The organism is Holophagaceae bacterium, from assembly GCA_016720465.1.
Taxonomy (GTDB): domain Bacteria; phylum Acidobacteriota; class Holophagae; order Holophagales; family Holophagaceae; genus JANXPB01.
In genome coordinates, this window is sequence record JADKKO010000004.1 from 1,738,898 (window position 1) to 1,757,538 (window position 18,641).

Here is an 18,641-nt window from a genome sequence, read left to right on the forward strand (position 1 = left end):
AGCTCATAGCTCACAGCTCACAGCCTTCACCCCTTTTTCCCCATCGACACAACCAGGAGACAACACATGGCTAAATCCATCATCTACGGTGAAGACGCGCGCCAGGCGATTCTGCGCGGCGTGAACAAGCTGGCCGACGCGGTCCAGGTCACCCTCGGACCCAAAGGACGCAATGTCCTGATCGACAAGAAATTCGGCAGCCCGCTCATGACCAAGGACGGCGTCACCGTCGCCAAGGAGATCGAGCTCAAGGACAAGCACGAGAACATGGGCGCCCAGCTCGTGCGTGAAGTCGCCTCCAAGACTTCCGATGTGGCCGGCGACGGCACCACCACCGCCACCGTGCTGGCCCGCGCCATCTACCGCGAGGGCATCAAGGCCGTCGTGAGCGGCGCCAACACCATGGACATCAAGAAGGGCATCGACCTGGCTGTGGATACCGTCGTGAAAGCCATCGACGATATCAAGAAGCCCGTCGAAGGCAATGCCATCGCCCAGGTCGGCACCATCTCCGCCAACGGCGACGAAGAGATCGGCAAGATCATCGCCGAGGCCATGAGCAAGGTCGGCAAGGACGGCGTCATCACTGTGGAAGAGGCCAAGGGCCGTGACACGGAGCTGACCGTCGTGGAAGGCATGCAGTTTGACCGCGGCTACCTGAGCCCCTACTTCGTCACCAATCCCGACCAGATGAAGGTCGAGCTGGAAAACCCTTACATCCTGGCCTACGAGAAGAAGATCTCGAACATGCGCGACCTCCTGCCCCTGCTGGAGCAGGTCGTCAACAGCCGCCGCCCGCTGCTCATCATCGCCGAGGACATCGACGGCGAGGCCCTGGCCACGCTGGTCGTGAACAAGATCCGCGGCACCATCAACGTGGCCGCCGTCAAGGCGCCAGGCTTCGGCGACCGCCGCAAGGCCATGCTGGAAGACATCGCCATCCTCACCGGCGGCAAGGCCATCAGCGAGGATCTGGGCCTCAAGCTCGAGAACCTGACCCTGGCCGATCTCGGCACCGCGAAGAAGGTCACCATCGATAAAGAAACCACCACCTTGGTCGAGGGCGCCGGCACCACCGAGGCCATCCAGGGCCGCGTGAAGCAGATCCGTTCGCAGGTGGACATCTCCACCTCCGACTACGACAAGGAAAAGCTCCAGGAACGCCTCGCCAAGCTCGTCGGCGGTGTTGCCGTCATCAAGGTGGGCGCGGCTTCCGAGACCGAGATGAAGGAAAAGAAGGCCCGCGTCGAAGACGCCATGCACGCCACCAAGGCGGCCGTTGAAGACGGCATCGTCGCCGGCGGCGGCGTGGCCCTGCTGCGCGCCATCGCGAAGCTTGACGCGCTGAAAGTGACGGGCGACCAGGCCACGGGCATCGCCATCGTCCGCAAGGCGCTGGAAGAACCCACCCGCCAGATCGCCAACAATGCCGGCGTCGAGGGTTCCGTCGTCGTGAACACGGTCCGCGAAGGCAAGGGCAACTTCGGCTTCAACGCCGCCACCGGCGAGTTCGGCGACATGGTGGCCTTCGGTGTGGTCGATCCCGCCAAGGTGACCAAGAGCGCCCTGCGCAACGCCGCCTCCGTGGCCGCGATGATGCTCACCACCGAAGCCATCATCAGCGAGATCCCCGAGCCGAAGCCAGCCCCCATGGGCGGCCCCGGCGGCGGCATGGGCGGCATGGAAGACATGTACTGAAAGTCGAAAAGTTAAAAAGTCGAAAAGTCGAATAGTTAAGAGTTGGAAAAGCAAGAGAAAAGGCCCCGCATCCGCGGGGCCTTTTCGTAAGGGTCGTGACCCACATTCCGCTAAGGCCCTGGTAGCGTTTTCCTATGAGTTTTCTTGATCTCCAGGGACTGGATCCGCGCAAGCGCATCGCGTCGCTGTTCCTCACGCCGCTCTGCGACATGGGTTGCCGGTTCTGCGCGAGCGGAACGGATTTTTCAGCCATGTCCTTTGATGAGGCCGCGTCGCTGATCTGCGCGCTGCGGGGGCGCGTGGATAGCGTCGTGCTGGGCGGGGGAGAACCCTTCGCCTGGCCCAACGGCCTGGAGAAACTGGCCTGCCTGGCTTGCGACCTGGGCTTGCAGGTGCAGGTCTGCACCAACGGCGTGGACATGCCCGACGGCTTCGAGCGGATCGACGCCATCACTCGGTACATCCTGCCCCTGGAGGCCATGGATCCGGATCTGCACGACAGCCTCCGGATCCGCCCAGGAGGCGGGCATCATGCCATCGTGATGGGCCGGATCCAGGCGCTGGCCAAGGCGGGCCGCGAGATCACCCTATCCACGGTGGTCACGTCGAAAAATATCGGCGAGCTGCAGGCCATCGCCGAGTGGCTGGCTTGGCAGTCCCTGGTGGGCCTGAAAGTCCATGCCTGGCATTTGTACCGCTTCCTGCCGGTGGGCCGCGGAGGCCTTCCCCATGGCCAGGAACTGGCCGTGGATCGCGAAGCGTACGTGCGGGCCTGCGCCGCCGTGAAAGCGGCCGGGTTGTCCTTCCGGGTCCTGCGCCGGGACGACATGACCAAGGCCAGCACCGTGGAATTCTGCTGGTTCGAACAGGGGCGGCTGCGCCTGGGCAGCGAATTCTCTCGGGAGCCTGTCCGAGTGTAGATCGCGAAAAAAGAAAGCCGCAGATTGCGCCGATGAATAAAGATGACCTGATCATCCCCCCAATTTCAGCCGAGGAAGCATGCCCGCGAAGGGCCGCGAAGCCGCTGCGCTCTGGCGAAGGGCCGCGAAAAGTTAATTCAACCCGGGATCGCTTCGCGGGGGCGCGCAGCGCCCGCGGGCCTGTGGGCCCGCGAATTCAGGCGGCCCGGCGCGGATCACACCTTGGTGCGAGCCCGTCGCCGGGCCGCCTGAATTCCATCCGCGAGGCTGGCCCATGATGAGTCTCCTGGTCGCCAAAGCGCTGGTGTGGCAAAAGAGATTTCGCGGCCCTTCCTTCACCCCTTCTCGGCATCAGCCGAGCTAATAGCTGGAACATGGCAACTATTCGCGGCCCTTCGCGGGATGCTTTTTCCGCCTGAGGCTTGTGGGTAATCAGGAAAGATGAATTTTTTTCTGCGTAATCTGTGGCTTCTTTTCATTTGACGGACTGGCGCTATGAACCCGCATCCACCGGCCGGTGCAGGATGGCGATGCGGTGCTCCAGGACCGCTGCGGGCGCGCGGCGGAGGTGCTCCAGCATGGTGTCGCCGCAGAGATAGCCCAGGACCCGTTCCGCTTCGGATGGGGACGGGAAGCGCAATTCCGTATCGACCGTTTCCACCAGGTGGAAGCCATCCTGGTCCATGAGCCGGCACAGGCGGGCCTCGTCTTCGGCGCCTCTTCCCCGGTAGCGCTGGAACTGGCTGTCCCAGTGGTTTTCCAGGATCCAGGTTCCGGCCCCCGCGGGGTCCAGGATGCGCGAGGCCTCCTTCAAGACGCGGGCCCGGACCTCCTCGCGAAGGTTCACCAGCACCCACGCGGCGAACACCATCCCGAAGGTTCCGGTCTTGAAGGGAAGGGACTCGCCGCGGCCACGCAACAATAAGGGCCGTCCAGGGATGCCGAAGGCAGCGGGCCGGGCCAGGGCCAGCATGTTCAGGCTCGGCTCCACGCCCAGGTAAAGCTGGGCGCACGGAGCCAATTCGCGCAGGTAGCGGCCCGTGCCGCAGCCCAATTCCAGCACCCTGCGGTTGGCCATGGGCGCCAGGGAGCGCAGGCGGCGCGCCACCAGGCCGCCGGGGTCCTCGGCCCGGGAAAAGGCATCGAAGATCTCCGGCGCCTCGCGGTAGGCCCGGACCCAGTTCTCCTTCGGCGCAGGCTCGTTCATTCTCGTAACGGTTCCCTCGCGTTGGCCATCATTGGGGCAGTTCGATTCTCGCCTCGAAACCTTCGCCCTGCCTGCTCAGGAAGACGAGGCCCCAGCCTTCCCGCTGGGCGACCTGGAAAAGCAGGCTCAGGCCGAGCCCCTGGCCTTCGTGGGAGAAGCCCTCCGCGCCGTTCCGCCGGAAGCGCATGAAGGGTTTCCCCAGTTGCTCCAATTGCTGAGGGCTCACCCCCGGTCCCCGGTCCGAGACCGAGAGCTCGAAGGTGGGACCCGCCTTCGTCCCGGTGATCCGCGTGATGCCGCCTCCGTAGACCAGGGCATTCTCCAGCAGGGTCGCCAGGGCCGCCCGCAGGGATGACAGGTGCGCATGGTGCGGAACCGGTTGGATCTCAAGGATCAGATCCCTCGATTCCTGCTCGAACAGGGATCTCAGCTCACTCACCGTCTCCTCGTAGAAGCCATCGGGCACAGGTTTGCGCTGGGATTGGCCTGGATGGATCCGCAGGCTCTTCAGGCCGTTCTCGATGAGCACCACGAGCTGGTCGACCTCTTCCCCGATGTGGAGGAACTCGGCCTGGGTCCGTTCCGGGGGCAGGTTGCCCATCCGGAGGCTGTCGCAGCGCAGCTTGAGCACCGCGAGGGGTGTCTTCAGGCTATGGGCCAGGGAGGCGATCTGGTCCGAATCCAGGCGTTCCTGCCGCCGGGCCCGGTAGCGCAGGTAGAGCCCGAAGGAAAGTCCGCCGGCCACCAGAGCGTAGGCGGACCAGGCGACTTTCTGGTGGAACCGGATGTCCGCGGTCATGATCGCCTCGTCCTCCGGGAGCGGCCTCCCGACCATTTCCCAGCCGTCTCCCATGGCATCGCCCGTGAGCAGGATTTCCGACGGGGAATGCTCTCCGCGGCGGAAACCCGCCTGCAGGTTGGGTGGCGCCGTCCAGGGGGCCGCGGCATCCTCGAATTGCTCCTTCGGCTCGGCCCTGCGCAAGCCCACCTGCAGGCGGGGCCCCTTCGACTGCAAATTGCGCAGGTGGTGCTCCACTTCGGGACTGCCGATATGCCACACCTTCACCATTCCGAAGCGGTCGCCGAGCAGGACCAGCCCCGCGGCCCTCGGGAAATCAGGATTCATCTCTTTGGGCGGGACCCACTGGAACCGTCCTTCCGTTTCGGCCTGCTTCACCCAGGCCCGCCAACGGGCGGTCAGGGCGGGATCGCGGGAAGCGATGAAGCGGTCCCCATGGCGGACCCACACGGCCCCGTCCCGGCGGGAAACCGCCGCCAGGAGCAGGGGATGCTCCTTCAGCGCGGCCCGCACATGCGGCTCATCGCCGGTCTGGAAGTCGGGGATGTTCGGCAGGACGGACCAGTTCTGCCCGATGGCCTGCATCAGCGGCATCCGGGCGTCCTGCCATTCCAGGATGTCCTGGGAGATCCGGCTGCTCACCCAGACGATGGGCAGGGTGTAGAGCAGGCTCGTGGTGGCGAGGATCGAAAGGAAGAGCAGCGTCAGCGCGCCCTTCTGCTGCATGGGGCGGAGCCAGCGGTCCAGCGCCGCGGTGAGGCGGGGCTTCGCGTGCAGGATGCGTCGGGAAGGGGTGAGCATGGCGGCCTGGGATTCCCCATCCTAGAACAACTCAGGTTCTCGAATAACCCAAGGCTGCGGCGGCTATTTCAGGAGTGAGGATCTGGAGGGTGGCAATCTTTCCAAAGTGTCTGGAGTCCCTGGTCACAAGCACAGGAATCCCGGCTTCTTGCGCAGCGGCGGCCTGGATTCCATCCTCAAGGTCATCGAGCCCCAGACGGAAAGCCCGCTCGATCACCCGTGCGGTCACGTCCGCCACTCGAACGCGCTGAAGCAGGACCTCAAGTTTGACGATGGCCTTTCGTGCCGAGTCTTTTTGGCGGATCAAATAGAAAATCGTGGGGATGGTGTTTGCCGCGATATATAGATCCACTTTCTCTTGGCGTTCTGCCTGGAACAGGGCTTTAGCTTGGGGATACCAGGGGTGGCGTTGCTGCATGTAATCCAACAGCACGTTGATATCCAGCAGATACCTGGGTTTGGGTGCTGGTTTCATCGGGCGAGCCTAGCCTTGTGCTGGGCCTTGCGAAGCTCCTTCTTGTCGAGGTTGGGCCACCCAGCCAGGAGGCCATCCAAAGGGTCGTCTTCTGCCGGATCCGTGTTCACATTCAGGCCTTGAACAGTCTGTTCCAGCGCACCCAGGAGATCATTCACAACCTGGGAGAGCGAGATATTCAGGCCTTCCGCATACCGATGGCCGAACGCCAGCTGTGCCTGTGCAAGACTCAAATTCGTGGGACGTTTTTTCTTTGGCACGGGCTGGATGGCGGTCATTGGGGTTCCCTCTACGCATAAATGTAATTAATTCTATGCGCATTGCAATGCCCATCGCGCTCACAGTTTTCTTATGATGCGCTCGATGGAAATGGCCTTTTTCCCTTTCGTTTCGATGAGCACCGCGTGGAGCTGCAGATCGCCTTCAGCCACCTCGAAGCGGGGCCGCAGGGGCGTGAGGAAGCGGGCCAGGCTGGTTTCCTTCTTCATGCCGATGACGCTGTCGTAGGGGCCGGTCATGCCGATGTCCGTCACGTAGGCGGTGCCGCCGGGCAGCACTTTGGCATCGAGCGTGGGCACATGGGTATGGCTGCCCGCCACGGCGCTGACGCGGCCTTCCAGGTACCAGCCCATGGCCTGGGCCTCGCTGGTGGCCTCGGCGTGCATGTCCACCAGCACCACGTCCGCCCTTTCCTTCATGAGGATGGAATCCGCCGCTCGGAAGGGATCGTCGCAAGTGGGCATGTGGATGCGGCCCATGAGGCACATCACCAGCACTTCCTCGCCGCTCTTGGTGTGCAATTTCACGTGGCCCAGGCCCGGTGTGCCCGGCGGGTAGTTGACGGGCCGCAACAGCCGCGGTTCCTTCGCGAAATAGGGGCCGATGTCCTTCACATCGAAAGCGTGGTTGCCCGTGCTGATGACATCCACGCCCAGATTCTCGAACCAGTCCTTGGCGATGCGCTCGGTGATGCCGTTGCCGTGGGCGGCGTTCTCGCCGTTCACCACCACGAAATCCACCGCGCATTCCCGCCGCAGCTCAGGCAGATGCGCCTCCATCAGCCGCCGCCCTGGTTCACCCACCACATCGCCCAGTATGAGAATTCGCATGGTGATACCGCCCTCAATCCAATGGGAGGTCAAGAGACATGCGCCCTGCGGACCTGAACCCCTTGATCAGGGCAATGGCTTCCTTCGCCATCTCCCGATCCGCAGATTCACCAGGATAGCGGACCTCCACGGCATAGGCGCTGAGGATTGCCAAGGCTTCCCTGTGCAGTTCCCAAAGAGGCTCCACGGGTAACGCAAGGTCCAGCAAGGTGGGAAGGCTATGGGTTCTTGGTGGCGTTATGCCGGCCTCCATGGGCCGCGCCTTGAGGTATTTCTCCGCGCACTGCTGGGCATGGAAGCAGGCAGCATCGTAATTCGGATCACGACGGCTTCTGATCTCGCGAAGGGCGGTCGCGAAGTCCCCCTCGGCCTTGCCCACCCATTCAAGGCTAAGAGGCTTCATGCAGAACTTTCCCATTTGCCAGGATGTCCAGGATGAAGGGGTCTCCAAGCTTGACTCTCGCTTCAAGCGCACTCGGATCCCGGACCAGCAGGTCTACCGAAAAGCTCGGTTTCAACCGGGATACCATTTCGCCAGCCAAACGAGCCGCGCGGCCTGCGTGGGTCATCACGATGAGCAGATCCACATCCGAATCCTCCCGCGCCTGGCCCCCCGCATAAGAACCAAAAAGCACGATGCGGTCGGGGTGATAGAGCCTTGCCAATTGATCACAAAAGGATTGGATGGCAGCGGATGTAATCATTGTATTTCCTCCCTTGCATCATGGAATCCCTAGGCGCGATTCACAAGCCTGAGCCCATGACTTGCTCACCGTTCAGCACCACGAAATCCCGCCGGCGCACAGCCAGGCGCGCCTCCCTCAACCGATACCCGGGCCCGCCCACCACATCGCCTAGGAAAAGAATCCGCATCCTTCAACCATATCGCATTGGGGAAAAAGAAAGCCCCGCAGTGGCGGGGCCTTCGGGGTCAAGCAGGATGAATTCTAGAACCGGGCGCGGACGCCAAGCTGCATTTCTCGGGTGTTGCGGTCAGGCAGATTGATGAAGCCGAAATCTGTTGTGGGCTGGCGGGTTGTGATGTTGGTTCGCTGATTCGCCCAATTGAACACATTGAACACGTCGATGAAGGTTTCCACCTGGAACCGCTTGGTGATCTCGAAATTGCGGGTCAGGCGCAAATCCATCTGTTTGACGTGGGGCTGGCGGAATCCATTGCGTTCCGTGCCGGCCAGGTAATCGTTGAATCCTCCGTCCCCATTGGTGTCGTTATTGTCAACGGAGCTGTAGGTGCTGCCGGAGTTATAGCTGAAGTTCAGGGCGCCTTTGATGCCCAGGTACACCGGGAAATACCCGGCGAATACAAACCGGAATGGGCGATCATTGTCGCTGCGCGAAATGGTGGCCAACGGATTGGCAGGATTGTTCGTGCTCGAACTGGCGCCAGCGCTGGCAGTGACACGCTCATTGGAATTGTTGTCCTCGGCCCTGGACCAGGTGACGTTGGTGGTGAACCCCCAACCGCTTTCCGTGCGCTTGGAGGCGGTCAGGATCAAGGCCCTATAGGTGCCCTCGCCATTGTTGCTGCTCAGGAAGACATCGCCGAAATTCGTGAAATTCAGCAGGTGGCCGCGGACGACCGCCTTCCCTGGACGGGATGACGACGAATTCGAGAATGAATTGAAGGGGAGAGAGTATCCGTCGTTGTAGAAGGCCCCCGCCGCAACAGGATCCGTGCCGAGGGGTCCAGTCCGTTGGGCGAGATTGATGTTCACAAAATATTGGAGGTTCTCGAACTTGGCGTAGACGCCTTGAATGCCCACGGTCAGTCCGTTGTTGTACGAATGGTCCATCCCCAAAGCTGCGCGCTTCGCCACGGTCATCTTATTATCAGGATCCCAGACCTGCCCATTGCGGCTCGCTGACCCAAGGCCCGCCAGGAGCGAGGGGTTCAAGGCGCTCAACCTGTTGCCCGTCACGCGCTGGGCGTAGGAAAGTTCTCCGGTATTGAATCGAACATTGTTCGCGGAGTTGTTTCTGTTCGCAATGAAGTAGGTGGAGGTCGTGTTGCCATTGCTGTTCATCGTGTTTGATACGGTCAGGCTCGGGTTCGGGCTGGAGAACAAGCCATAGCCTCCTCGAAGAAGGGTCTTCCCATTGCCCTTCAGGTCGTAGGTGAACCCGATGCGGGGATCGACGGAGGTGCTGCTGTTGGCCTGGTCCAGGCCGTTGAATTGCACATTGGGCCTTGGGTTGTCCGGCTGTCCCTCATGGGTGACCCGGAGGCCCAGGCTCAACATCAGCCGCCGGTCCAGCAGACCCTGGTATTGCGCCTGCACATAACCAGCCAAGAGCTGGGATTTGTAAGCGATGGATCCCCCGAAATCGCTATAGGCACCGGCATAAGTCAGAGTGTCCCCGATGGCGAGGGAGTGGCTAGCCCACTTGCTGGCGGTTTGATAGTTCCCGAACTGGAAGGATCCATTCTGGTAGCGGAAGAAGGTGTTCTTGAAATCGAAGAGCTGGAGGTCCACACCGCCCTTGACCGTCCAGTCATCCTTGGTCCAGGTAAGGTTGTCGATGAACTGCCAGCTATATTCGTCCAGGCCGTTGGGCAGGAAGTTGTTCTGGCCAGCATTGAAGCCGCTGTTTATCTGGAACTCGGGTGCGGCCGTGGTGTTCGCAAAGCGGGGACGGCGCTCGATGGCCCGTTGGATGCGGGCTTCGTTGATCAGGTTGGTTCCGAGAATGCTGTTGAGCTCCAGTACCCAGGAAAGACCGCTGTTCTTTTCCAATCCCTGGCTGGTCTGGCCTGTGCTGGGAGCGAAGGTGCTGGAGAAAGATGTGGTGCCGTTCTCGGACTTCCAGTCCTGGGCATTCACCCGCAATGAGGCTCGGTGGTTTTCGTTGATGCTCCAATCCAGGCGGCCGAAATAGACCGTGTTGTTCTTGTCGTTGGTATAGGGGCGGCCCCCCTCCTGCGCAAGGGTGCGGCCATCATTGCCCATGACGAGATTTCCAAAAGTCGCGATGAACGGCGTGAAATAGGTGAGGCTGTTGCCGCCGGTGGAACTGATCGCGAAATCAGGCGTGAAGTCCTCCTTGTACCTGAACGTTTCCACACCGACAAAGTAGAACAGCTTGTCCTTGATGATCGCGCCGCCCACGTTCACATTGAACTGGGACTGGCTGAAGTTCTTGGTCTGGGCCTGTTCGGTATTGGTGGTGCCACGCGGATCATAGGGAACCGGCCGGATCTTGGCCACCAGGGACTTGGGACGCACCTGGAGGAGCGCCGAACCCCCGAATTCATTGCTGCCGGTCTTGGAGACCGCGTTGATCACTGCGCCTGCCGCGTTGCCGTACTGAGCATCGAAGGCGTTGGTGATGATCTGCAGTTCCTTGATGGTATCGGCGCCGAAGGCGAAGGGGATGCGGGTGGAGCCCCGCTGCTCGCCGAAGAAGTTGGAGTTGTAGCTGGCGCCGTCAATGGTCAGATTGTTCTGGATGCCGCGGGCGCCCTCGACTGAGACACGGTTTTCCGCCGGGTCGTAGGCCGTGCCAGGCGTCAGGTTCACCAGGTTGGTGAAGTCCCGGCCATTCAAAGGAATGCTCTCCACCAGCTTTTCGTCGACCGCGGTGTTGGTGCTGACCTGCTGTGTGTCCAGGTTTGCCGAGACCGCGACCACTTCCACGGTGGTGGAGGCTTCGGCGGAATCCATGGTGAAGTTCAGGGTAGTGGTCTGGCCGAGGCCCACCTGCACCGCGGAATTCTTCAGCGTGCGCATGCCCGGCGCCGTGATGGACAGCTCGTAGACACCCACAGGCATCAGGCTGAACTGGTAGTTGCCCTGGGCATCCGAGGTGACGGTCCGGCTGAAGCCGGTGCTGGCGCTGCGCAGCACGAGCGCGGCGCTGGCGATGACGCCGCCCTTCTTGGCTTTCACCTGGCCGCGCACGGCGCCAGAAGTCTGCTGGGCCGCCAAGGGCGCCGCGATGAGCACGGCGATGAGTCCGGAAATGCGGATGTGCCTGTAAGTCATATGAAGTTCCTCCGAATGGAAAAGATTATAGGAGATTCAGACCGGTCAATCGTAAAGAGTCGGAAACTTTCGCACGGGAGCCCAATTCTTTTTAATGACGACTACCGGCGACTATGAAAATGAAGCTTTGAAAAATCCCGGATAATAGGTGAAAAAATTCGAGACGCGTCCTGTTGACCCTGGGACAGAAACTTCCATCTCCCTCCGCCTGGCCTGAAGAGAATCCAACTTGCTCTGCACTAAATCAGGAACGGGCGGCTTGAGCCGCCCGTCCAGGTCAAACCATGCGCACAAGTTAGAAGGCCAGACGAACACCCAATTGAACCTGCCGTGGCGAGGAAATGGCGGTCTTGGTCAAGGTGGTGGTGACCGCTGCGTCCGTTCCCGAGAGGCTCACGCGGTCAAATCTCGCGGTGTGATTGAAGATGTTGAAAACTTCGCCAGAAACAGTGAATTTCACTTTTCTCGCGAACGTCCAATCCCGGCTGATTTTGAGGTCTGCGACTGTTTGCGCGGTTTCACGGAAGGCATTCCGTTCGGTGCCGATCAGACGATCATTGAAGAAGCTGTCGTTATTGCGGTCCCCAAGGGTGGGATTGTAGGCCCTCGCGCCTAGGTAACGTAGGTTCAATCCGAACTGAATCCCGGTCCAATTTTTTTCCAGATAGCTCAGGTATCCCGTGACGACATGGCGCCGGTCATTCACGCTGTAGCCGTAGTCATCATTTAGCCGTTTGAAGTCCTGGATGGCGGAGCTGGAAAAATTCCGTTCATTGGAGTCATTGTCCCGGTCCATGGCCCATGTGTAGAAAATTTGGGCCTGGAGGGGGCTGTTTTCCTTGTTGTATTTGGCGCTGAAGGTCAGGGCGCTGTATTTGCTTTCGGCATCCGAGGCATAGACGGCCATCCGGCGGAAATTCGTATTGGGCCGCGTCGAGGGATAGACCAGGCGACCCTGCGCATTCAACGTTGGGGTTCCCAGGTTGATGTCGTTGTAGCGTTCCAGGTTTTTCGTATGGGCGAGGGCGCCGCTTAGGCCAAAGACCCAGCCGAACGAGAAGGCCCGTTCAACCCCGAGATTCAGGCGATCGGTTTTCGGATTTTTAAAATCCTGGGCGAAGGTGAAGATATCGGGCTTCGTGCCACCCGCGGTGGGAACACCCGAAAGGATGGCCGGATTCTGGGCGTTGAACCCGGCACCGAAGAGCACGCCCCCAGCCGCAGCGGCAGCGATGGTGGACGCGCTTTCCGCGCCGTTCCCGCCGATGGCGGTGAGGGTGTACGCTCCGATTCGTTTCGTGTTCTGCGTGAAGGCTTGATAGATGAATACCGAGGGCGTCCGGCTGACATAGGAACCAAGGCTGCCGCGCACCACCGTGTTGCCGTTGTCGCGCGCAGGGGTCCAGGTGAAGCTGAGCCTGGGGGAAATCTGGGAGTCGGTCGGGATTTTCGCGCTGAGCGGAGGAGCGGCGCTGAGCGGGTCGCTGTAGTCGAGTATGGAGATGTCGGCATGCTCCTGGCGGTCCCATCGCAGCCCTAGACCTACCTTCAAGCTATCGTTGAGGCGCCAATCGGATTGAAGGAAAATCGCCAGCTCTTTTTCGGTGGTTTGTAGGTCTCCGGCCTGGTATCCGGTAAGGCCATTCAAGCCGAAATTCTGGGTGAAGCTGGACCAGCGGCCGAGGCGGAAGTTCTCCAAGGCGGTCCGGGCTGGGTTGCCGCCGTTGGCCACAGTGTTGGAGAAGGTGTAGCCGCCCTCGGTGAAGGGTGCGAAGACTTCCGCGATCTTGGTCCCGTTGTAGTCGATGCCTCCCTTGATCTGCATCGTCGGCGTCACGTAGGTCAAGCTTTCCGAAATCTGGGTCCGGGTGGTTTCGAATTCGCGGGTGAAGGGATATTTCCCATACGTGCCAACGCTGTTGATCGTCACTTGCGCGGAGGTTGAATTCGGGATCCTAGGCAGCTCTTCCTTGACGAGATTGACGCGGAACTCATTCAGCCAATTCCCGCCGATGGTCCAATTCCACTGGCCGACGAGCTGAAGGGTCTTGATATCGTCTGTCGACACGTTGCTGAACGAATTGGTCACTCCAGCGTTCGTGTTGCCATTGAAGGTGGAGCGATTGATTCGGAATTGGATGCTGTGGTCCGCATTCACGAACCAGTCCAAACGCGCGAAGATCGTCAGTGAATCGGCCTTCGTCTCGTATTTGCCATCCCGCGCGACCAAGGCGGCATCGTTCGGGTACGTTGTGGGATTGAGGGCGGCGGGATTGTTGAAATCAAAAGAGGTGTTGTGCCAGAAAAAATCTGCAGGCCGGGATTCCTTCTGGGTATCGAATGCTACGAAGTAGAACAGTTTGTCCTTGATGATAGGGCCGCCCACGGAGCCGCCATATTGAATGGTCTTGAAGTCGGAAACCTCCTTGCCGGTCTGGTGATCCTTCGCAACGAGGCTTTGGGGGCGATTGTAATAAAAAATGGATCCCGAGACCGCATTGGTGCCGGATTTCGTGATGGCATTCAGATAACCACCGCCCATGCGGCCGAATTCCGCACTGGCGCCGTCGGTGATGACCTGGAACTCACGCACTGCTTCGATGGATACCGTGAATGGCGTCTTGCCCTCAGCGCCGCCGTTGGTTCCGCCGAAAAACGCATCATTATAGTCGCCTCCGTCCACATTGATGGAGGTATTGATGCCACGCTGGCCGCCAATGGCGATGTTTCCCCGTTCGGAGGAAATCGTCACCTGCGGAGACAGGAGGGCGAAGTCCAAGAATCCCCTTCCCTTCACGGGCAGCGTGTTGAGGGATTCCGGCGTGAAGAGGGTCACAGCAGCCGAGCGATCGGTGTCGACCTGCGTGGCGACAGCCACCACTTCAACGGTGGTGCTGCTCTCGGGAGCTAGCTTGATGTTCAAGGGTGCGGCATCGCCCAGGTTCAGGTTGACCTTGATGTTCGAGGCGGCATGGAATCCGGCCTTGGTGACGCTGACGCTGTAGGGGCCCACAGGCAGGGCGGTGGCCACGTAGCGGCCGGTGGCATCGGTCTGGACTGTGCGCACGAAACCAGTTTCCACGTTTCGGATCACCACTGTGGCGCCGGCCAGAGCCTGGTCCGATGCGGATCTGACGGTGCCCGAGAGCTGGGCGGAAACGCCCTGAGCCGCCAAGGGGCTTGCGAGGGGCGCCGCGATGAGCACGGCGATGAGTCCGGAAATGCGGATGTGCCTGGATGTCATATTAAGTTCCTCCGAAGAGGAAGAGGTTAACGGGGATTCAGTTCATCGCAAAGTTAAGAGTCCGTAACAATGGTCACAGGAACTAAAACTCCTTCTCAGCACACCTAAAGCCGAAGCGGGGATTCCATGGCTCCATTGGGGATCCGCCTCCCTGTCAGGCCCTGCTTGCCCCTGTTATGTTTGCATCTGCGGTTCCGGCCGTTTCATTGGGAAAAACCACATGCCCTTGGCTTCTCGCTTTTTGTTCGTCCCGGTTCTCTTGGCTTTGACAGCATCGGCGATTTCACTTCGGGCCCAGGCCACCATGCCCCTGGCCGAGGTGTTGCCCGGCATGAAAGGCACGGGACGCACGGTCTTCAAAGGCGCCCAGATCGAGACATTTGAGTTCGAGGTGCTGGGCATCCAGCGCAACATCACGCCGGGGCACAGCCTGATCCTCGTGAAGGCCAGCGGGGGGCCCCTGGCCGAGACCGGCATCCTCGCGGGCATGAGCGGCTCGCCCTGCTACGTGGATGGCAAGCTCATCGGCGCCCTGAGCATCGGTTTCGCCTTCGAGAAGGAGCCCATGGGGGGCATCACGCCCATCGGCGAGATGCTGGACCAGCTCAGGGATCTCCCCGAAACCACCTCCTCCCGCACGCCCCTGATCCTGCCCAAAGTGGAACCCCCCAAGGTGCTGAAGGCGGCGTTGCGGGGCGAGATGCTGACCCTGGCGGAATTGCTGGGTGATCAAGGCCAGGTGAGCCGCTCCGGGTCGGAAGCGCCCCTGGTGGTCACCGGGACGCCCCTATCGCCGGAAGCCCAGGCGCTTTTCGCAGGCCTGCCCCTGCGCTTCGCCAACGCTGGGAGCGGGGCGATGGTGTCCGCTTCGCCCAATGCCAAGGCCAGTCCCATCGAACCCGGCGGCATGGCCGCCATCTCGCTGGTGCAGGGCGACCTGGACATGGCTGCGTCGGGAACCATCACCTGGGTCAGCGGAAAAAAAGTGCTGCTCTTCGGCCACCAGCTTTTCAACCTGGGCGGCGTGGATCTGCCGCTCTGGTCGGCCTCGGTGGCGGGCAATGTGGCCAGCTACCAGTCCAGCTTCAAGCTCGCCCAGCCCGTGGCGCCCATCGGCGCCCTGCGGCTGGACCGCTCGGTGGGCGTGGGCGGTGTGCTGGGGGCCGAACCACGCATGGTGCCCCTGCGCATCGGCCTGAATCTCGGCGGCCGGAAGACCCTCAACTTCCGGTTCGAGCTCATGGACCACCCCTTCATCACGCCGATCCTGGCGTCTGCGGTGGTGAGCCAGACCTTGAGCGGGCATGTGCGCGGGCTCGGCCTGCAAAGCCTGTCCCTGCAAGGCAACATCAAGATCGCCGGGCATCCGGCCATCGAGATCGAAAATGTCATCGCGGATCTGAATCCCAACCGGCTGGCCGGTTTCGTGGGCGCCATGGTGCAGTCCCTGGCGATGAATCCCTTCGAGCGGCCGGTGTTCGAGGGCATCTCGCTGACCATCAAAGCCGAGGAGCGCCTGGACCTCACGGGGATTTCCGCGGTGCGGATCCTCAAGGCCCATGTGAAGCGCGGGGAATCGCTTCCGGTGCTGGTGACCCTCCAGAACATCCAGGGCGTGCGGGAGACCGCGACCCTGAACATCCCCGTGCCCCACAGCGCCCAGGCCGGGAAAGCCACCCTGCTGGTGGGGGATGGACTCAGCCTGGCGGCCGCGGATCCCGACGAGCGCGTCATCGATGTGAGCGGGCTCAACGACGTGGTCCGCCTGCTGAACGGCGCTTTGCGCAACAACCATGCTTATGCGGTGCTGGTACAGAGCCAGGCGGGGGCGGGCCTGCGGGGCAGCCGGATCGAGGGGATCCCCCCCTCCGTGGCCAGCCTGATCGCCAGTGACGGTGGCAGCTCCGACAACAAGCTGCAGCGGCGCATCATCGGCCGCGCGGTGCTGCCCTTGGAACGGGAAGTGAAGGGCCTGATAACCCTTGAAGTGGAAATCGACTGACCACCTGGATTTCTTTGAGCTGGAGTGCCTACATGCGTTCACGTGTGCTTCCGATGTTGCTGGTTTCCGCCGGATTGGCCCAGGCCCAGCAGGCGATGATCCCTTCAACGGTTTCTCCCGCCACTTTCAGCGGCTTCAATGACTGGCTCAGCGCCGAGACGCGGGGCATCCGCATCGGTGCCGACGGCCAGCTCCGCCTGGCGCCGGGACTGCGGCGCGTGGGCCAACTGCCCGAGGGCGTGGTGTGGGCGGCGGTGGCTGACGGCGCAGGTGGCGTGTACCTTTCCGCTGGAACCGAAGGAAAGCTGTTCCATTACAGCGGCGGCAACGTCAAGCCTCTGGCCCAGGTGAAGGGCGGGGTGATCTTCGCGATGGCGAGGCTGGGGAACGATCTGCTGGTGGCGCCCACGGGTGAAGGAAAACTGTTCCGTGTCACGCCTGCGGGGGAAGTGAAACCCTTTGCGGAGATCGAGGCCAAGGTGGTGTGGGGCATCTCCGCCCAGGGCGGCGATGTGGTCGTGGCGGGCGGCGGCGAGAAGGGCGCCGTGCTGCTGTTGGCGCGCGAGAACGGGGGCCGGAGGATGGCGGAATTGCCGGAGGAAACATCCTTCACCGCCATGACGGCCGATGGGCAGGGCGGTTTCTACCTGGGCACCCATGGCCGGGGCCTGGTGCTCCACTATTCCGGGGACAAGGTGGAGACTCTGATGTCCACCGGATTCGAGGAAGTCCGCGCCATCACGCTTTCAGATGGCCAGGTCTTCATCGGCGCCAACAATGGGCTGGCCAACCGGATGGTGAGCGGGAACCTTGAAAAGCGTGAAAGCTACCTTTCGGAAACGGGCACCGCCACCAAGTCCGCGGTGCTTCGCCTGGACAAGTCCAGGGTGCCCGAAACCCTGTGGCAGAGTTCCCAGGGCCATATCTACTCGCTGGCCGCCTGGCGGGGCCAGTTGCTGGTGGGCACCGGCAACCGCGCGCGCATCTTTTCCATCGCCCTGAGCGAACGCGGCCGGGACCAGGAAGCTTTCGCGGCGCTCCAGGATCTTGGCACCGCCCAGGCCAGCGCCTTCGTGGCCAGCGGCCAGGACCTGCTGGCGGTGGGCTCCAATCCCGCCGAGATCCATCAGATCACCGACAGCCAGGGCCTCGAGGGCACTCTGGAAAGCCGCGTCCTGAAGGGCAATCCGTTGGCCGACTGGGGCCGAGCCTACGTGGATTCCGAACAACCGGCGGGCACCTCGGTCGAACTGCAGGTGCGCACCGGATCCACCGAAACCCCCGACAGCACCTGGTCCACCTGGACGCCGCCCCTCCGGAGCGGCGAGCGCCCGGGCGTGCCTTCCGCGCGCTTCGCCCAGTTCCGCCTGAAACTCGCCAGCACCCGCGGCGCGGCGACGCCTGTGGTGGATTCCGTGAAGGTCTATTGGACCAGCCGCAATCTGGCTCCCCTATGGGACGGCATCGATGTGATGCCCACCGGCGTGGTCATCACCCGCAGCGCGCCGCCCGATGACATCGGCATCGAAAGGGTCCCGCTGGAAACACAGAAGCTCATTCCAGCGCTGCAATATGCGGGTTCTGAAAAACGCAGCTTCCGGCGCGCTTCCCAGGCCTTCGTCTTCCGGGTTGGCGACCCCAACAACGACACCCTCCAGTACCGCATCCGGGTGCTTCCCGACCGGGGCAGCCCCATCGAACTGGAAAAGGCCTGGAAGGAGAAATTCTTCACCTTCGACACCCTGCCGCTCCCCGATGGCCGCTACCGCCTGGAAGTCACCGCCAGCGACGCCCCGACCCAGCCCTTCAACGCTGTGCTGACCAGCACCTTCCGGACGGTGGCCTTCATGGTGGACCACACGCCGTCGTCCATCTCGGACCTCTCGGCCATCTCCGACAGCGAGGGTGTCCATGTCCGGTTCATGGCCCAGGATGCCACCTCGGTCATCCGGGAAGCGGCCCTCAGCGCCGACGGCGAAAACTGGCTCCAGGTCCTGCCTGAGGACCGGATTTTCGACAGCCAGACCGAACGGTTCGAGGTAGCGCTCCCCAAGAACCTTGTCCGTGGAGACCGCGTCCTGGTGCGGGTCACCGATGCCCATAGCAACGAACAGACAGCCTTCGCGTTCATCGCGGCCGCAGGGAAGAAATGAACCGGCCCATTTGATCGCCTCCCTCGGGCCGGCCGCGACTATTGGAGGAGAAGTCCGGCCACCGCTTCCACCCGGGTCCCGAGGGAGAACACATCCAATCTCGCGAAAAATGGCTGCCTGCGCCAAGGTTATGTGGCCACGTGTGCCGCAGGCGGGATGAACCGCTGAAATTGATGGATTCTGGGTAGCTGGGACTGGGGGAGCGGGAGAACAGGACTAGATGTCCTGT

At 61.8% G+C, this 18,641-nt stretch carries 13 protein-coding genes; 4 read left to right on the forward strand and 9 right to left on the reverse strand.

Annotated features, from left to right (window positions below; all coding sequences use genetic code 11):
* Positions 1-66 precede the first annotated feature (66 nt).
* Positions 67-1,698 (forward strand): chaperonin GroEL, encoded by a 1,632-nt coding sequence (groL, locus tag IPQ13_14995; protein ID MBL0212197.1) that lies wholly within the window; start codon positions 67-69, stop codon positions 1,696-1,698.
* A gap of 134 nt (positions 1,699-1,832) precedes the next feature.
* Positions 1,833-2,618: a radical SAM protein gene (locus tag IPQ13_15000; GenBank protein MBL0212198.1), complete on the forward strand. Its 786-nt coding sequence runs from the start codon at positions 1,833-1,835 to the stop codon at positions 2,616-2,618.
* A 493-nt stretch (positions 2,619-3,111) separates the two neighbouring features.
* Here IPQ13_15000 and IPQ13_15005 read toward each other — a convergent pair whose 3' ends face one another.
* From IPQ13_15005 to IPQ13_15045, 9 genes are all read right to left on the reverse strand, one after another.
* The gene (locus IPQ13_15005; protein MBL0212199.1) at positions 3,112-3,825 is read right to left on the reverse strand and encodes a class I SAM-dependent methyltransferase; all 714 of its coding nucleotides are present in this window, start codon (positions 3,823-3,825) and stop codon (positions 3,112-3,114) included.
* Positions 3,826-3,853: 28 nt separating this feature from the next.
* A complete protein-coding gene (locus IPQ13_15010; GenBank protein ID MBL0212200.1) occupies positions 3,854-5,425 on the reverse strand; it encodes a HAMP domain-containing histidine kinase in 1,572 nt (523 codons plus the stop codon).
* 31 nt (positions 5,426-5,456) lie between these two features.
* Positions 5,457-5,900 (reverse strand): PIN domain-containing protein, encoded by a 444-nt coding sequence (locus tag IPQ13_15015; protein MBL0212201.1) that lies wholly within the window; start codon positions 5,898-5,900, stop codon positions 5,457-5,459.
* Positions 5,897-6,178, reverse strand: a complete 282-nt coding sequence (locus IPQ13_15020) for a hypothetical protein (GenBank protein ID MBL0212202.1) — start codon at positions 6,176-6,178, stop codon at positions 5,897-5,899. Before IPQ13_15020 ends, IPQ13_15015 begins: the two co-directional genes overlap by 4 nt.
* A 60-nt stretch (positions 6,179-6,238) precedes the next feature.
* A complete protein-coding gene (locus IPQ13_15025; protein ID MBL0212203.1) occupies positions 6,239-7,009 on the reverse strand; it encodes a TIGR00282 family metallophosphoesterase in 771 nt (256 codons plus the stop codon).
* Between the two features lie 13 nt (positions 7,010-7,022).
* On the reverse strand, positions 7,023-7,412 hold the full coding sequence (locus IPQ13_15030) for a HEPN domain-containing protein (GenBank protein ID MBL0212204.1): 390 nt from the start codon (positions 7,410-7,412) through the stop codon (positions 7,023-7,025).
* Positions 7,399-7,713 (reverse strand): nucleotidyltransferase domain-containing protein, encoded by a 315-nt coding sequence (locus IPQ13_15035; GenBank protein ID MBL0212205.1) that lies wholly within the window; start codon positions 7,711-7,713, stop codon positions 7,399-7,401. The genes IPQ13_15030 and IPQ13_15035 overlap by 14 nt, the downstream gene beginning before the upstream one ends.
* 243 nt (positions 7,714-7,956) lie before the next feature.
* Entirely contained in the window at positions 7,957-11,013 is a 3,057-nt protein-coding gene (locus IPQ13_15040) for a TonB-dependent receptor (protein MBL0212206.1), read from the reverse strand.
* 295 nt (positions 11,014-11,308) lie between these two features.
* A complete protein-coding gene (locus IPQ13_15045; protein MBL0212207.1) occupies positions 11,309-14,257 on the reverse strand; it encodes a carboxypeptidase regulatory-like domain-containing protein in 2,949 nt (982 codons plus the stop codon).
* Positions 14,258-14,561: 304 nt separating this feature from the next.
* On the opposite strand from IPQ13_15045, the gene IPQ13_15050 reads away from it, so the two are divergent.
* The gene (locus tag IPQ13_15050) at positions 14,562-16,259 is read left to right on the forward strand and encodes a hypothetical protein (GenBank protein MBL0212208.1); all 1,698 of its coding nucleotides are present in this window, start codon (positions 14,562-14,564) and stop codon (positions 16,257-16,259) included.
* 32 nt (positions 16,260-16,291) lie between these two features.
* Positions 16,292-18,412, forward strand: coding sequence for a hypothetical protein (locus IPQ13_15055; GenBank protein ID MBL0212209.1), 2,121 nt, complete (start codon positions 16,292-16,294; stop codon positions 18,410-18,412).
* The last annotated feature ends 229 nt before the right edge of the window (positions 18,413-18,641 follow it).

Bases quoted from the DNA above. Each gene is read 5' to 3' on its own strand.
- IPQ13_15025 (MBL0212203.1), bottom strand. From the start codon at position 7,009: ATGCGAATTCTCATACTGGGCGATGTGGTGGGTGAACCAGGGCGGCGG.
- IPQ13_15055 (MBL0212209.1), top strand. From the start codon at position 16,292: ATGCGTTCACGTGTGCTTCCGATGTTGCTGGTTTCCGCCGGATTGGCC.
- IPQ13_15045 (MBL0212207.1), bottom strand. From the start codon at position 14,257: ATGACATCCAGGCACATCCGCATTTCCGGACTCATCGCCGTGCTCATC.
- IPQ13_15005 (MBL0212199.1), bottom strand. From the start codon at position 3,825: ATGAACGAGCCTGCGCCGAAGGAGAACTGGGTCCGGGCCTACCGCGAG.
- IPQ13_15040 (MBL0212206.1), bottom strand. From the start codon at position 11,013: ATGACTTACAGGCACATCCGCATTTCCGGACTCATCGCCGTGCTCATC.
- IPQ13_15020 (MBL0212202.1), bottom strand. From the start codon at position 6,178: ATGACCGCCATCCAGCCCGTGCCAAAGAAAAAACGTCCCACGAATTTG.
- IPQ13_15000 (MBL0212198.1), top strand. From the start codon at position 1,833: ATGAGTTTTCTTGATCTCCAGGGACTGGATCCGCGCAAGCGCATCGCG.
- IPQ13_15015 (MBL0212201.1), bottom strand. From the start codon at position 5,900: ATGAAACCAGCACCCAAACCCAGGTATCTGCTGGATATCAACGTGCTG.
- IPQ13_15050 (MBL0212208.1), top strand. From the start codon at position 14,562: ATGCCCCTGGCCGAGGTGTTGCCCGGCATGAAAGGCACGGGACGCACG.
- IPQ13_15035 (MBL0212205.1), bottom strand. From the start codon at position 7,713: ATGATTACATCCGCTGCCATCCAATCCTTTTGTGATCAATTGGCAAGG.
- groL (MBL0212197.1), top strand. From the start codon at position 67: ATGGCTAAATCCATCATCTACGGTGAAGACGCGCGCCAGGCGATTCTG.
- IPQ13_15030 (MBL0212204.1), bottom strand. From the start codon at position 7,412: ATGAAGCCTCTTAGCCTTGAATGGGTGGGCAAGGCCGAGGGGGACTTC.
- IPQ13_15010 (MBL0212200.1), bottom strand. From the start codon at position 5,425: ATGCTCACCCCTTCCCGACGCATCCTGCACGCGAAGCCCCGCCTCACC.